Here is a 14,812-nt window from a genome sequence, read left to right as displayed (position 1 = left end):
TGATGGCGACGTGCGCTTCCTTCACGGCGCGGTTCCCGCGCACGACCTGACCTACAACGACGTCTTCATGGCGCCCGCCCGCTCCGAGGTGGGTTCGCGGCTCGACGTCGACCTGTCCACCACCGACGGCACGGGCACCACCATTCCGCTGGTGGTGTCGAACATGACGGCGGTGTCGGGCCGCCGGATGGCCGAGACGGTCGCCCGGCGCGGCGGCATCGCGGTCATCCCGCAGGACATCCCGATCGAGGTGGTGGCCAACGTCGTCAGTTGGGTCAAGCGACGGCACCTCGTGCACGACACGGCGATCACGCTGGGTCCGACCGACACCGTGGGCGACGCCATCCACCTGCTGCCGAAGCGGTCACACGGCGCCGTGGTGGTGATCGACGAGGAGAGCCGGCCGCTGGGAGTGGTGACCGAGGCCGACACGGTCAGCGTGGACCGCTTCGCCCAGCTCCGGCACGTGATGTCCACCGAGTTGCACACCGTGCCGGCGGACGCGGACCCGCGTACCGGCTTCGACCGCCTCTCGGCCGGCCGCCGGCGGCTCGCCCCGGTCGTCGACGCCGAGGGCCGGCTGGTCGGGGTGCTGACCCGGCAGGGCGCGCTGCGGGCCACCCTCTACCGACCGGCGGTCGACGACCGGAACCGGCTGCGGATCGCCGCCGCCGTGGGCATCAACGGCGACGTGACCGGCAAGGCGGCGGCGCTGCTGGAGGCCGGGGTCGACACCCTGGTGGTGGACACCGCGCACGGTCACCAGGAACGGATGTTCACCGCGCTGCGCGCGGTCCGCTCGTTGGACCCGGGCGTCCCGGTCGCGGCCGGCAACGTGGTGACCGCCGAGGGCGTACGCGACCTCGTGGCGGCGGGCGCCGACATCGTCAAGGTCGGTGTCGGTCCGGGCGCGATGTGCACCACCCGGATGATGACCGGGGTGGGTCGGCCGCAGTTCTCCGCCGTGCTGGACTGCGCGGCGGCGGCCCGCCAGTTCGACCGGCACGTCTGGGCCGACGGCGGCGTACGCCACCCACGCGACGTGGCGCTGGCGTTGGCCGCCGGAGCCTCGAACGTGATGATCGGCTCCTGGTTCGCCGGCACCTACGAGTCGCCCGGTGACCTCTACACCGACGCCGACGGGCGGCGCTACAAGGAGAGCTTCGGCATGGCCTCGGCCCGGGCGGTCAGCGCGCGTACGGCCGACGACAGCGCCTACGACCGCGCCCGCAAGGCGGTCTTCGAGGAGGGCATCTCCTCGGCCCGGATGTACCTGGACCCGGTCCGTCCCGGCGTCGAGGACCTGATCGACGAGATCATCGCGGGGGTGCGGAGCGCCTTCACCTACGCGGGCGCGCGGGACCTCGCCGAGTTCCACGAGCGGGCCCTGGTCGGCGTGCAGAGCGCGGCCGGCTACACCGAGGGGATGCCGCTACCCACGAGTTGGTGACACCCGGGCTGGGCGATCCGAACACGTGCGGCCGGGCCTACTACCGCGCGGGTCCTTTCGAGCTGATGTCGTAAACGATTCAGCTCGAAAGGACCCCTGCGCGACGGCAGTGCCCCCAGGCCGCGCCCACTAGCTGGCCAGCGGGATCGGCGATCAGTGGGGCGGCCAGGCTGCGGCCAGCGGGTCTCGGGCTCCCGGTATTTCGTTTGGGCCCTGATGGTCAGGGAGCTAATGTGTCGCCATGCACCTTCTGACCCTACGGGACGTGCCGATCGGGCGACTGCTCGTGGTCGCCGGCCACGTCAACGGCCAGCGGTGGAACCGCTACCTCGCCGAGGCGCACGGCCTCACGCAGGCCGGGATGGTGACCCTGATGACCCTCGCCGAGCACGGCGAGCTGCCGCACCGCACGGTTGCCGAGCACTGCTTCGTCCGGCCGGCCACCCTGACCGGCATCGTCGACACCCTCGCACGCGACGGCCTCGTCGAGCGGCAACGCGACCAGGCCGACCGGCGCAGCGTCCGGATCGCGATCACGGCGGCCGGTCGGGCCCGGGTCGAGGCGCTGACCGCCGCGATCAGTTCCGGCGCCCCGCTCACCTCGGTCGACGCCGACCCGGCGAAGGCCGCGGTGATCCGCGAGTTCCTCCTCGAAGTCATCGGCAACGGCGGCGACCACTGCGCCCCGCAGGGAGAACCCACATGCTGACCCGGCTGCTGCGCACCCACCTGCGCCCGTACCACCGGCCGCTGGCCGCGGTGGTGTTGCTCCAGTTCGTCGGCACGATGGCGTCGCTCTACCTGCCCAGCCTCAACGCCGACATCATCGACCAGGGCGTGGCCGTGGGCGACACCGCCTACATCCTGCGTACCGGCGGGTGGATGCTCGCGGTGAGCCTGGTCCAGATCGCCTGCTCGATCGTGGCCGTCTACCTCGGCGCGCGGACGGCGATGGCCTTCGGCCGGGACGTCCGGTCGGCGCTCTTCGGGCACGTCAACCGCTTCTCCGCCCGCGAGGTCGGCCGCTTCGGCGCGCCCTCGCTGATCACCCGCAACACCAACGACGTGCAGCAGGTGCAGATGCTCGTGCTGCTGAGCTGCACGATGCTCGTCGCCGCGCCGATCATGTGTGTCGGCGGGGTGGTGATGGCGCTACGCGAGGACGTCGGGCTCTCCTGGCTGATGCTGGTCAGCGTGCCCGTCCTCGCCGTCGCCCTGTGGCTGATCATCCGGCGGATGGTGCCGGGCTTCCGGCTCATGCAGGCCCGCATCGACACGGTCAACCGGGTGCTGCGTGAGCAGATCACCGGCATCCGGGTGGTGCGGGCGTTCGTGCGGGAGCCGTACGAGACGCGACGCTTCGCCGTGGCGAACGCTGACCTCACGGCCACCGCCCTGCGCACCGGCCGCCTGATGGCGTTGATCTTCCCGGTGGTGATGCTGGTGCTCAACGTCTCCAGCGTCGCCGCGCTCTGGTTCGGCGCCCAGCGGGTCGACGACGGGGCGATCCAGATCGGCGCGCTCACCGCCTTCCTGCAGTACCTGATGCAGATCCTGATGGCCGTCATGATGGCCACCTTCATGCTGATGATGGTGCCGCGCGCGGCGGTCTGCGCCGAACGGATCGTCGAGGTGCTCGACACCGACTCCTCCGTGGTGCCCGCCACCGACCCGGTGACCGAGGTGACCAGCCGCGGCGAGTTGGAGCTACGCGACGTCGGGTTCCAGTATCCGGGTGCGGCCGAACCGGTGCTGCGCGACATGTCGTTCCGGGTGACGCCGGGAACGACGACGGCGATCATCGGCAGCACCGGCGCGGGCAAGACCACCCTGCTGTCGCTCGTCCCCCGCCTGGTCGACGTGACGGCCGGCGCGGTGCTGGTCGACGGCGTCGACGTGCGGGACCTGGCGCCGGACGAGCTGTGGCGCCGCATCGGGCTGGTGCCTCAGCGGCCGTACCTGTTCACCGGGACCGTGGCGAGCAACCTGCGCTACGGCAACCCGGACGCCACCGACGCCGAACTCTGGGATGCGCTGGAGATCGCCCAGGCCCGGGACTTCGTCGAGGCGATGCCCGACGGGCTGGAGTCACCGATCGCGCAGGGCGGCACGAACGTCTCCGGCGGGCAACGGCAGCGGCTGGCCATCGCGCGGGCCCTGGTCCGGCGGCCGGAGATCTACCTCTTCGACGACTCGTTCTCCGCGCTCGACCTCGGCACCGACGCGCGGCTGCGGGCGGCCCTGCGGCCGGTCACCTCTGACGCCGCCGTGGTGATCGTGGCGCAACGGGTCAGCACGATCATCGGCGCCGACCAGATCGTCGTACTGGAGAGCGGGGGCGTGGTGGGGATCGGCCGACACGACGAACTACTGAAGACCTGCCCAACGTACGCCGAGATCGTGGCGTCGCAGAACACGGCGGGGGTGGCCGCGTGAGCGCCGTACCGCAGCAGAAGCCGGCCGCCGACGCGCGCACGCCGAAGCGGTTGCCGTCCGGCGGGCACCGTGGCGGCCCGCACGGGGGTGTCGGGATGCCCGCCGAACGGTCGATGAACTTCGGTCCCTCGGCCCGGCGGCTGCTGGGCCGGCTGCGTCCGCAGCGCCCCCAGCTCGTCGCCGTGATCGCGCTGGCGGTGCTCAGCGTCGGGCTCAGTGTGGTCGGGCCGAAGGTGCTCGGCTGGGCCACAGACGTGATCTTCACGGGGGTGATCGGTCGGCAACTGCCGGCGGGCACCACCACCGACCAGGCGGTCGACGCCGCGCGGGCGGCCGGCAACGACAACTTCGCCGCCATGCTCGCCCGGATGGACGTGGTGCCCGGCGTGGGCATCGACTTCGCCGCGCTGGCGCGGGTGCTGCTGCTGGCGCTCGGCCTCTACGTGGCGTCCAGCCTGCTGATGTGGTGGCAGGGCTGGCTGCTCAACGGGGTGGTGCAGCGCACCGTGCTGCGGCTGCGCGCCGACGTGGAGGAGAAGCTCAACCGGCTGCCGCTGCCCTACTTCGACCGGCAACCCCGTGGCGAGCTGCTCAGCCGCGTCACCAACGACATCGACAACATCTCCACCAGCCTCCAACACACGCTGAGCCAGATGCTCACCTCGCTGCTCACAGTGGTCGGCGTGCTGGCCATGATGTTCTGGGTCTCGCCGCTGCTCGCCCTCGTGGCCCTGGTCGCGGTCCCGATCTCGGTGGTCGTCACCACCGCCATCGCCAAGCGGTCGCAGCGGCAGTTCATCGCCCAGTGGGCGCACACCGGCGAGCTGAACGGCCAGATCGAGGAGGCGTTCACGGGCCACGAGCTGGTCAAGGTCTTCGGCCGGCAGCGCGAGGTGGAGGCCGCGTTCGCCGCCAAGAACGACGAGCTGTTCCGGGCGAGCTTCGGCGCCCAGTTCATCTCCGGGATCATCATGCCGGCGATGATGTTCGTCGGGAACCTCAGCTATGTGGCGATCGCCGTGGTCGGCGGCCTCCGGGTGGCCTCGGGCTCGATGAGCCTCGGCGACGTGCAGGCGTTCATCCAGTACTCCCGGCAGTTCACCCAGCCGCTCACCCAGGTCGCCTCGATGGCGAACATGCTCCAGTCCGGGGTGGCCTCCGCCGAGCGGGTCTTCGCCGTGCTCGACGCCGAGGAGCAGAGCCCCGACCCGGCCGAACCGGCCCGCGTACGCGACCCGCACGGCCGGGTCGAGTTCGCCCACGCCTCCTTCCGGTACACCCCGGACAAGCCCCTGATCGAGGACCTCTCCCTGGTCGCCGAGCCGGGGCACACGGTGGCCATCGTCGGGCCGACCGGCGCCGGCAAGACCACGCTGGTCAACCTGGTCATGCGCTTCTACGAGCTGGACGCCGGCCGGATCACGCTCGACGGGGTGGATGTCACCACGATGCGCCGCGACGACCTGCGCGGCCGGATCGGCATGGTCCTGCAGGACACCTGGCTCTTCGGCGGCACCATCCGCGACAACATCGCGTACGGCCGGCCCGGGGCGAGCGAGGAGGAGATCGTGGCGGCGGCCCGCGCGACGTTCGTGGACCGCTTCGTGCGCAGCCTGCCCGACGGCTACGACACGGTGATCGACGAGGAGGCCAGCAACGTCAGCGCCGGAGAGAAGCAGCTCATCACGATCGCCCGCGCCTTCCTCGCCGAGCCGTCGCTGCTGATCCTCGACGAGGCGACCAGCTCGGTGGACACCCGCACCGAGGTGCTGCTCCAACGCGCGATGGCGGCGCTGCGGTCGGACCGGACGAGCTTCGTCATCGCGCACCGGCTCTCCACCATCCGCGACGCCGACCTGATCCTGATGATGGAGGACGGCCGGATCGTGGAGCAGGGCACGCACGACGAGTTGCTCGCCGCGCAGGGCGCGTACCACCGCCTCTACCGCTCGCAGTTCACCGCCGCCCTCCAGGCCGACCCCGAGCCCGCGCCGCTGGAGGGGTCGACCCGGTGACGAGGAGGTCGCCGGTGACGCCGGGCGGGCGGGCGCCGGGGTCGGGTGCGGGCTCAGCCGGCCGGCAGCAGGGCCGGGCTGCGCTCGGCCACCACCGCGCCGATCAGCCGCAGGGCGTCGGCTGCGGGCATCGGGTCCAGGGCCCGGCCGCCGCGCAACCGCAGCGAGACCGCGTCCTCGGCCGCCTCCCGGGGGCCGACGACGGCGGCGTACGGCACCCGGGCGCGGGCCGCGTCGCGGATGCGGGCGCCGAGCGAGCCGGCGCCGTCGACCTCGACGCGCAGCCCCTCGGCCAGCGCGTCGCGGGCGAGCCGGGCCGCCGCGTCGGCCTGCTCGTCCCCGACCGGCAGCACCACGAGCTGCACCGGGGCGTACCAGGCCGGGAAGGCGCCCTCGTGCACCTCGATCAGGTACGCGAAGAGCCGCTCCATGCTGCCGACGAGGCTGCGGTGCACCATCACCGGCCGACGCCGCGCCCCGGACGCGTCGGTGTAGGACAGGTCGAAGCGCTCCGGTTTGTCGAAGTCGAGCTGGACGGTGGAGAGGGTGAGCTCCCGCCCGGCGGCGTCCAGCACCTGGATGTCGATCTTCGGCCCGTAGAACGCGGCCTCTCCGGGGGCCTCGGTGAACGCCACCCCGTCGAGCGCGGCACGGAGCAGTTCCTCGGCCCGCGCCCACTGGTCGTCGTCCCCCACATACTTCTCCCCCGGCCCGCGCAGGGACAGCCGCAACCCCGCCGGCCGTACGCCGAGCGCGGCGTGCGCCTCGCGGATCAGCCGGAGGATCTCGACGACCTCCTCGCCCACCTGTTGCGGTGCACAGAAGTTGTGCGCGTCGTTGAGCGAGATGGCCCGCACCCGGGACAGCCCGCCGAGCACTCCCGAGCGTTCGGCCCGGTACATGCCGCCCAGCTCGGCGATCCGCAGCGGCAGTTCGCGGTAGGAGCGGCCCCGCGCCCGGAACACCAGGGCGTGGTGCGGGCAGAGCGCCGGGCGCAGCACCAACTCGTCGTCGGCACCGAGCGCCATCGGCGGGAACATGTCGTCGGCGAAGTAGCCGAGGTGCCCGGAGAGTTCGAAGAGTTCCCGCCTGCCCAGCGGTGGGGTGCACACGTGCCGGTAGCCGGCCCGGCGTTCCAGCTCACGGACGTACTCCTCGACGGCGTGCCGGGCGGCGGCGCCGGCCGGCAGCCAGAGCGGCAGCCCGGCGCCGGCCAGCGGGTCGGAGCCGAACAGTTCCAGTTCCCGGCCGAGCCTGCGGTGGTCGATCATGTCGCGCTCCTTGATCGGGTACGACCCGGAGGCGACCCCGTCACCGGACGCCACGAGGCCCCGGGGCGGATCGCCCCGGGGCCTCGTCGACGGTCAGGTCAGTGCGGCGCGCCGGGGTCTCCCGGCGTCGTGGTGGATACCGCACTGCGCATGCGGGCGACGGTACGCCCCGGCACCCGGGGGTCGCAGTCGGTTTTCCGGGCGGCCCGGTGCCCGGGTGGCGCGGGCGCGGACCGGGGTCGACCCGCCGTGCGGCGCGGGTGCGGGCCGCCGGCACGGGACCTGCCGGCGGCCCGCGGCGGCCGAGTCGTCGGGAACGGGGGACCCGACGGTCGTCAGCCGCGCGCCGCCAACGGTACGCCGGGCCACCCCGATCCGCCGACCCCCGGCCGCCCAGCGGGCCGTCACCTGCGTGCGGCTCCGTTCGTTGTCTCCGGTGGCCCGGCAGTGTCGATGGTCACCACTACCCAGGGTCGTGCCAGGTGACGCCGGATGACCCGGCAGGCTCGGTAGACCCAATCGGCCCCGTCCGGCGAGGTGGCAGTCGTGCCCGAACTACTCACTCACATCGCGTCGCCGGCCCTGGTGTACCTGGTGCTGCTCGCGCTGCTCGTCGCGGACGCCTTCGTGCCGGTGATCCCCACCCAGGTCGTGATGATCACGGGCGGCGCCCTCACCGTGTACGGCGGGCTGAGCCTGCCGGTGACCATCGCCGTCGGCGCGCTGGGCGTCTTCGTCGGGGACCTGGCCTGCTACCTGCTGGGGCGGGGCGCACCGGACCGGCGCAGGCCCCAGGCAGTGCCGGGACGGGCCCGGCAGGTCGCCAACCGGGTCACCCGGGGCCTGCGCAAGCCGGGGCCGATGGTGATCCTGCTCTGCCGTTTCGTGCCGGGTGGCCGGATGGCGGCGTGCTTCTCCGCCGGACGCAGCCGCTACCCGTACCGGCTGTTCCTGTTCTACGACGCCCTGGCGGCGCTGGGCTGGGCGACGTACGGCGGGTTGATCGGGCACCTCGGCGGGACGGCGCTCACCAGGTCGACGTGGCTGCTGGCGCTGGTCGCCGGCGGCGCGGCGGCCGGTTTCGCGGCGGCGGGCTGGGCCATGACCGCCGTCGGGGCGCGGCGGGCCGCGGGGGCGGCGCCGGTGGTCGGGGCCAGGGCGGAAGCGCCGGTGGCGGAGTGACCGGCCGCGCCGCCTAGGGGTGGTCCCGGGCATCGATCCGGGTGAGCTGCCCGGATCCGCCTGGGGTCCCTTCCGGGACAGGCTGAGCCATGCGTGAGAACCGGAACAGTGCACTGCTGGCCCTGGGCGGGATCGTCCTCGCGCCGCTGCTCGCCGTGGTCGGCCACGTCGAGGTGAACGAGAACCTCAACCCGTGGGAGCTGACCGTCAGCGACTACGCCGTCTCCGCCGGGGTGGCGTGATCGACGTCGCAATGGTGGTGCTCGCGGCGGCCAGCGCCGTGCTCCTGCCCGCCCTGTGGCACGCCCACCGCCCGGCCGCCGCCCGCCCGGGGCGGCTGGCGGAGGTGCTGCTGGCGACCTGGGTCGGCGGGCTGGTGCTCGCCGCGGTGGTCCCGACGAACGCGCCCGGCCTGCCCATGGACGCCGCCGCCTACGTCCACCGGTACGCCTCGGTGGTCGCCTTCCTGGCGTTGCCCGTCGCCGGCTGGCTGCTCGCCCGCCGGCTGCCGGCGGTCGCCGGCCGCCGGGTACGCGGTCTCGCCGTGGCCAGCGTGGCCCTGGCGGCGGCGATGGTCTGGTCGGCCTACCCCGGCGACCGGCTGCTGCTCGGCCTGGTCGAGCGGCTGCTGATCCTCACCGAGGTCGCCATGCTCGCCGTCGTCGCGGTCGCTCTGCTCCGCCGGATGGTCACTCCAGTTCGTGCAGCATGAGCTGCCGGGCGGCCTCGGTGATGGAACCGGAGAGACTCGGGTAGATCGTGATCGTCTGGGCCAGCTCGTTGACCGTGAGGTTGTTCTCCACCGCCATGGTGATGGGCAGGATCAGCTCGCTCGCCTTCGGCGCCACCACCACGCCGCCGATCACCTGCCCGCTGGCCGGGCGGCAGAAGAGCTTGACGAAGCCGTCGACGAGGTCGTCCATCTTGGCGCGGGCGTTGCCGTCCAGCGGCAGCATGACCTGCCGGGCCGGCACCTTGCCCGCATCGACCTCGTCCTGGGAGACGCCGACGGTGGCCAGCTCCGGGTCGGTGAACACGTTCGCCGCGACGGTACGCAGCCGCAGCGGTCGGACGGCCTCGCCGAGCGCGTGCCACATCGCGATCCGGCCCTGCATGGCGGCGACGCTGGCCAGCGGCAGCACGCCGGTGCAGTCGCCGGCGGCGTAGACGCCCGGCACGCTCGTGCGCGACACCCGGTCGACGGTGACGTAACCACCCCGGGCCAGCGCCACGCCGTACTCGGCGAGGCCCAGGTCGGCGGTGTTGGGAATGGAGCCGACCGCGATCAGCGCGTGCGACCCGGTCACCCGGCGGCCGTCGGAGAGCGCGACCTCCACCCCGTCGGCGGTGCGCTGGACCGTGTCCGCCCGGGAGTTGTTGAGGATGTTCATGCCCCGGTTGCGGAAGACCCGCTCGATGGCCATGGCCGCGTCGGCGTCCTCGTGCGGCATCACCCGGTCGCGGCTGGACACCAGCGTCACCTGCACGCCCATCGCCAGGTAGGCGCTGGCGAACTCCGCGCCGGTGACGCCGGAGCCGACCACGATCAGGTGCTCGGGCAGCTCCGGCAGGTCGTACACCTGACGCCAGGTCAGGATGCGCTCGCCGTCCGGCACTGCGGTGGGCAGTTGGCGCGGGGTGGCGCCGGTGGCGACCAGCACTGTCGACGCGGCGATCGACTGTTCCCCGCCGCCGTCGGTGGGGGTGACGAGCACGCGGTGGGTGTGGCCGAGGGTGTCCTCGCCGAGCCGGGCGGTGCCCGACACGAAGGTCACCCCGGCCTTGACGAGCTTGGCGTGGATGTCGGCGGACTGGGCGAGCGCGAGGCGCTTGACCCGCGAGTGCACCGCGCTGGCGTCGACCGTGACGGCCTCCAGCCCGTCGGAGTGCACCCCGAAGCCCTCGGTGTCCCGGTAGCCGGTGACCACCTCGGAGCTGGCGATGAAGGTCTTCGACGGTACGCAGTCGGACAGCACGCACGCCCCGCCGGCACCCTCGGCCTCCACGACGGTGACCTCGGCGTCCAGCTGCGCGGCGACCAGGGCCGCCTCGTAACCGGCCGGTCCACCGCCGATGATCACGATCCGGCTCACAACGCTCGCCCTTCGTCAGTGCTCACAGTGACTTTCTTCTCCCGAACGCGTCCGACACGCACTGTCGTATTCTCCCCCACCCGGCGGGCGGGCTATCGTCATCGCCGTGCGTCATCACGCCGCCTACGGCTCAAATCTCGATCCCGCCCGCATGCGCGCCTACTGCCCGCATTCCCCGATGGTCGGCACCGGCTGGCTGGAAGGCTGGCGGCTCACCTTCGCGGGCGAGGACGTGATCGGCTGGGAGGGTGCCGTCAGCACCGTCGTCGAGTCCCCCGGCGACCGGGTGTTCGTGGCGATCTACGACATCCACCCCTACGACGCCGCCCAGCTCGACGAGCTGGAGGGGGTGAGCGCCGGCACGTACCGCAAGCTGCACGTGCGCGTCTCCACCCTCGACGGGGACGTGACCGCGTGGATCTACGTCTTCGACGGGTACGAGGGCGGGCTGCCCACCGCGTGGTACCTCTCGGAGATCGCGAACGCCGCGGAGAAGGCGGGCGCACCGGACGACTACGTCACCGAACTGCGGTCCCGCCCCACCGGCACCGCGTCGGCCTAGCGCCTCTCGTCGGCCCAGCGCGTATCCCACGGCCCCCAGTCTGCTCCGGTGCCGGGGGGAGCCGGCAGCCGGCCCCGCCCGGCGTCGTCAATCACACACCGGCGGCACGACCCGGCGCGTAGCGGTCGGCCCGCTCGTCACCCCGGGCCGGACAGGTGGGCCCTGGTCGCGGTGAGCAGCTCCACCAGCTCGGTGCCGTCCGCCGGGCCGAGCGCCGCGAACGCCGGCGCGGCCAGCCGGTCGGTCACCGCCTCGGCCCAGAGCCGCCGCCGGACCAGCGGCCCGACCGGCGGGTACGGCGGCGTCCAGCCGCAGGCCACGGCGCCCGCCTCCCCCTCCGGCCCGGCGAGCACCGCCTCCAGCGGGGTCATTCCGGCGGCCCGGACCGCGATCAGGTGCGCGCCGGTGAAGTATTCCCGCAGCAGGCGCAGGCCGACGGCCGCCCGGGCACCGGCCGTGCGGACCGGCACCGGCATGGTCCGCCAGGCGGCGAAGAGCGGCATGCCGCTGGCGTCCGCGGCCTCGACCGCCCGGCCGAGCAGGGCGGCGAGCCGGCTCACCCCGGTGAGGGTGTCGAGCCGCTCCTCGCCCCAGCGGCAGCACTCGACGAGGGTCGCGGCGGCCACCTCGACCGGCGCGACGACCCGCCGGGCCGCGTCCCAGCCGTCGGCGACCGCGTCGGGGTCCAGGAAGCCGAGGGCCGCCGCGACGGTCTCGGCGCGTACGTCACCGAGGGCGCCGGCCCGGCCTGTCACGTAGAAGGCCCAGGCGGGGACGCCGAGCAGCCGTGCCCGACGCAGGGTGGTCGGGCAGCGGGTGAAGACGTCGCCGAGTTCCAACGCGGTCGGTTTGCTGGCCGCGGCGACCTGTTCCGGCGTCATCCGCCCGCTCCCCGGTCGACCCGTCCGTCCACAGCGGTCAGTCTGCCCCGCCGGCGGCCGGCTCGGCATCCCCCGCTCCGGTGTCGGGCGTCCCGGCCGCCGCCCCGGCCCGGTACGGCCTCCGGTCCGCCGCCGCGGCGGGCCGGCGTCGGCCCCGGGCGTCGGTCACCCTGCGGCGGCCGGGACGACCCGCTCGTACATGTCGGTCCAGCGCACCTCACGCAGCCCCACCGACCGGTAGAGCGTCACCGGGGCCGTCGGGTTCGCCAGGTCCACGCCCAGCCCGGCGCTCTGCCGGCCCTTGGCGGCGTAGCGGTGCAGCGCCCGCCACAGCAGTGCCGCGCCCACCCCGCGCCGCCGGTACGCGGGCAGCACCGACAGGGCGCGCACGAAGCCCTCGTTCTGCTCCAGCGCCTGGTCGGAGGATTGGAGCGCGCCGACCGGCACCCCGTCGACCTCGGCGACGAACCACTCGTCCCAGGTGGTGCCATGCTGGGTGAGGCGCTGCCGCCACAGGTCGAAGTCGACCGGCTCGTGGTCCGCGGTGTCCCGGAACGCCAGGTCGTAGATCCGGTGGAACTCCCGCAGGTCGGCCGCGTCGTCGGCGCGCAGCGGGCGGACGGTCACCCCGGCGGGGGGCGGCGGCTCGGCGGGCAGCCCGGCCAACGACCGGCTCATCCGCACGTACCGCTTGGCGCGGGTGAACCCGGCCTCGGCCAGCTCGGCCGCCCAGCGCGTCTCGGGGGCGAATACGGCGGTGCGGACGGTCAGCGCCGGCACGCCCCGCTCGCGCGCCCGTTCGGCGACCCGGTCGAGCTGGCGGGCGAGCAGCGGCGCGCGCAGTCCGTCGCCGCGCTCCGGGTCGACGTAGACCTCGACGAACTCGCGCCCCGTCCCGGTCGGGTTGTCCAGTGCCGCCCAGGCCACGATCGTGCCCTCGGGGTCGGTGACCACCCAGGAGTCGCGCGCCGGGTCGAAGAACGGCGCGGTCAGCGCCGCCGTGACGTCCTCGGCGGCGAAGTCGGGGTGGCCGACGGCGAAGGTGTCGGCGGCGTGCACCACGGCCAGGATCGCCGGTATGTCGTCCAGGGTGGGGCGGCGGGCGTGCCACCCGGCGGGGAGAGTCACGGGGGCGAGCATGGCAGGCGGGTCCGGTGGGGCGCCGCCGGTTTTCGCCGCCGGTCACCGCCCCGACGCCCACCTGCGGGTCGACCCGCCGCTGCGCAGCGAGGGCGGCGGTGAAGGCGTCCCGGTGGGGGTCAGTCCGTCCCGCCGTCCGGCTCGGCATCCCCCTCCTCGGCGTCGACCGCCTCCATCGCCGCCTCGACCTCGCCGGCGCGGCGGCGGGCGGCGGTCACCGTCCGTTCCACGCCGCGCCGCGCCAGCTTCGCCCGGCTCAGGTCCTGCTCGGCGACGGCCCGCCGTCGCTCCAGCTCGGCCAGCTCCGTCTCGATCGCGTCGAGGGCGGCGGCGCCGTCGCGCTCGGCCGCCGTCGCGTCGGCCAGTTCCGCCTCGGCCCGGTCCTGGTCGGTACGCGCCTTCGCCAGTTCCTTCTCCAGCGCCCGTCGGCGGCGGGCCCGCTCCGCGCGGGCGGCCCGTTGCGCCTGTTCGGCGCGGAGGGCGGCCCGGTCGGTACCGCCCGGTCTTCCTCCGGCGGGCCCGGGCCGGGGCGCCGTTCGCGGCTCATCCTCGCCGGTCACCAGGCGGAGCTGCGGGCGGGGCACCTCGCCGAAACCGGCGTAGGTGGCGGCCCGCAGCAGCCGGCCGGAGCGGACCTGTGCGGCGACGTCGGGGTCGGCGAGCGCGGCGTTGAGGGTGGACTCCACCTCGGCCAGCGGCAGCTTCCCGGCCGACGGGGCCCCCTCGGCTCCGGCCGCCAGCTCGCGTACCTCGGCGACGAGCGCGCCGAGGACCGCCCGCCGCTGGGCGGAGAGTTCCCGCAGCCGGGGCCCGCGCAGCTCGCGTTGGGCGGTGCGCAGCGCCTCCGCGAGCTGGGTCAGGTCGGCGACCAGTTCGGGGCGGCGGATGGCGAGCAGGTTGACCAACCAGGCGGCCACTGTGGGCCGGCGCAGCCGGGCGATCTCCCGGGCGGTCTTCGGGTCGCCGGTGCGGCGGGCCTCGGCGACGGCCTCGTCGCGGATCGCGACGAACCGGTCGGGCGCGGTGGTGTAGAGCCGGTGCAGCAGCTCTCGGGACGGGCCGGGCATCGGGCGTCAGGCGTCGATTCGGGTGCCCGGTTCGAGCCGGCGGTAGTCCACGTCGGACAGCCGGGTGAAGTTGGCGTCGAGCACGCCGAGCCCGTTGTCGTTGAGCAGCCCGTCGTGCAGCGCGTACGCGCGGCGCGGGGCGACCGCCCGGAGGAAGTCCAGCGACTCGGAGAACTTAGCCCAGGGCGCGTGGATCGGCAGGAAGAGCGTGTCGACCTGGATGCCCTCGGGGACGACGAGGCTGTCCCCCGGGTGGTAGACCACGTCGTTGAGCAGGTACGCCAGGTTGTCGATCACGGGGATGTCCGGGTGGATCACCGCGTGCCGGCCACCGTGGGCGCTGACCGGGACGCCGGCGGCCGTGAAGGACTGCCCGGGCCGGACCGGCTGGAGCGCCTCGGCGGCGTCGCCCAGGGCGGCGGCGAGCGAGGCCGGGCCGTGGATGACGAGGCGGCGCCGGTCGAGCTGCCGGGTGAGCGCCTCGACGTCCAGGTGGTCGGGGTGCTCGTGCGTGATCAGCACCGCGTCCGCCCCGTCGAGGGCGGTCGCCGTCTCGCTGAACACGCCCGGGTCGATGACCAGCACTGCCCCGTCGTGCTCCACCCGGAGGCAGGAGTGGGCGTACTTGGTGAGTTGCATCGTGACTCCAAGAATATCGAATCGTGATGTCCTGCGCGCAGTCTGCCGGAACCGACGTGGTCCCGCGCCGCGTCTG

At 73.8% G+C, this 14,812-nt stretch carries 14 protein-coding genes; 8 read left to right on the top strand and 6 right to left on the bottom strand.

Features of this window, described 5'->3' with window-relative positions:
• Positions 1–10 precede the first annotated feature (10 nt).
• The 4 genes from ACQ452_RS04185 to ACQ452_RS04170 all read left to right on the top strand — a co-directional run bounded on the left by ACQ452_RS04185 (position 11) and on the right by ACQ452_RS04170 (position 5,901).
• Entirely contained in the window at positions 11–1,450 is a 1,440-nt protein-coding gene (locus ACQ452_RS04185; RefSeq protein WP_433389917.1) for a GuaB1 family IMP dehydrogenase-related protein, read from the top strand.
• 241 nt (positions 1,451–1,691) lie between these two features.
• Complete coding sequence (locus tag ACQ452_RS04180) at positions 1,692–2,159, top strand: MarR family winged helix-turn-helix transcriptional regulator (RefSeq protein ID WP_433389914.1); 468 nt, start codon at positions 1,692–1,694, stop codon at positions 2,157–2,159.
• Positions 2,153–3,886, top strand: coding sequence for an ABC transporter ATP-binding protein (locus tag ACQ452_RS04175; RefSeq protein WP_433389912.1), 1,734 nt, complete (start codon positions 2,153–2,155; stop codon positions 3,884–3,886). Before ACQ452_RS04180 ends, ACQ452_RS04175 begins: the two co-directional genes overlap by 7 nt.
• Positions 3,883–5,901: an ABC transporter ATP-binding protein gene (locus ACQ452_RS04170; protein ID WP_433389909.1), complete on the top strand. Its 2,019-nt coding sequence runs from the start codon at positions 3,883–3,885 to the stop codon at positions 5,899–5,901. Before ACQ452_RS04175 ends, ACQ452_RS04170 begins: the two co-directional genes overlap by 4 nt.
• A gap of 53 nt (positions 5,902–5,954) precedes the next feature.
• Here the strand turns inward: ACQ452_RS04170 and thrS are convergent, their stop codons facing one another.
• A complete protein-coding gene (gene thrS, locus ACQ452_RS04165; RefSeq protein ID WP_433389906.1) occupies positions 5,955–7,172 on the bottom strand; it encodes a threonine--tRNA ligase in 1,218 nt (405 codons plus the stop codon).
• 546 nt (positions 7,173–7,718) lie between these two features.
• On the opposite strand from thrS, the gene ACQ452_RS04160 reads away from it, so the two are divergent.
• The 3 genes from ACQ452_RS04160 (at position 7,719) to ACQ452_RS04150 (ending at position 9,066) form a co-directional block, all read left to right on the top strand.
• On the top strand, positions 7,719–8,354 hold the full coding sequence (locus ACQ452_RS04160; protein WP_433389904.1) for a DedA family protein: 636 nt from the start codon (positions 7,719–7,721) through the stop codon (positions 8,352–8,354).
• Positions 8,355–8,443: 89 nt separating this feature from the next.
• Entirely contained in the window at positions 8,444–8,596 is a 153-nt protein-coding gene (locus ACQ452_RS04155) for a hypothetical protein (protein WP_433389901.1), read from the top strand.
• Positions 8,593–9,066 (top strand): DUF998 domain-containing protein, encoded by a 474-nt coding sequence (locus tag ACQ452_RS04150; protein ID WP_433389898.1) that lies wholly within the window; start codon positions 8,593–8,595, stop codon positions 9,064–9,066. The genes ACQ452_RS04155 and ACQ452_RS04150 overlap by 4 nt, the downstream gene beginning before the upstream one ends.
• Here the strand turns inward: ACQ452_RS04150 and ACQ452_RS04145 are convergent.
• Positions 9,044–10,447, bottom strand: coding sequence for an NAD(P)H-quinone dehydrogenase (locus ACQ452_RS04145; protein WP_433389896.1), 1,404 nt, complete (start codon positions 10,445–10,447; stop codon positions 9,044–9,046). The two genes, ACQ452_RS04150 and ACQ452_RS04145, sit on opposite strands and share 23 nt — an antisense overlap.
• Positions 10,448–10,553: 106 nt before the next feature.
• Between ACQ452_RS04145 and ACQ452_RS04140 the strand changes: the two genes are divergently transcribed.
• Positions 10,554–11,009 carry a gamma-glutamylcyclotransferase gene (locus tag ACQ452_RS04140; protein WP_433389893.1) on the top strand — a complete coding sequence of 152 codons (456 nt, stop codon included), beginning with the start codon at positions 10,554–10,556 and terminating at the stop codon, positions 11,007–11,009.
• A gap of 137 nt (positions 11,010–11,146) precedes the next feature.
• Here ACQ452_RS04140 and ACQ452_RS04135 read toward each other — a convergent pair whose 3' ends face one another.
• From ACQ452_RS04135 to ACQ452_RS04120, 4 genes are all read right to left on the bottom strand, one after another.
• The gene (locus tag ACQ452_RS04135) at positions 11,147–11,890 is read right to left on the bottom strand and encodes an SCO6745 family protein (RefSeq protein WP_433389890.1); all 744 of its coding nucleotides are present in this window, start codon (positions 11,888–11,890) and stop codon (positions 11,147–11,149) included.
• A 165-nt stretch (positions 11,891–12,055) separates the two neighbouring features.
• The gene (locus ACQ452_RS04130; RefSeq protein WP_433389888.1) at positions 12,056–13,018 is read right to left on the bottom strand and encodes a GNAT family N-acetyltransferase; all 963 of its coding nucleotides are present in this window, start codon (positions 13,016–13,018) and stop codon (positions 12,056–12,058) included.
• A 131-nt stretch (positions 13,019–13,149) separates the two neighbouring features.
• Complete coding sequence (locus tag ACQ452_RS04125; RefSeq protein ID WP_433389885.1) at positions 13,150–14,097, bottom strand: hypothetical protein; 948 nt, start codon at positions 14,095–14,097, stop codon at positions 13,150–13,152.
• A gap of 6 nt (positions 14,098–14,103) precedes the next feature.
• A complete protein-coding gene (locus ACQ452_RS04120) occupies positions 14,104–14,736 on the bottom strand; it encodes an MBL fold metallo-hydrolase (protein ID WP_433389882.1) in 633 nt (210 codons plus the stop codon).
• Between the last annotated feature and the right edge of the window lie 76 nt (positions 14,737–14,812).

This window comes from Micromonospora sp. KLBMP9576, assembly GCF_050941805.1.
Lineage (GTDB): Bacteria > Actinomycetota > Actinomycetes > Mycobacteriales > Micromonosporaceae > Micromonospora.
This window is presented reverse-complemented; position numbering and strand designations above follow the sequence as displayed.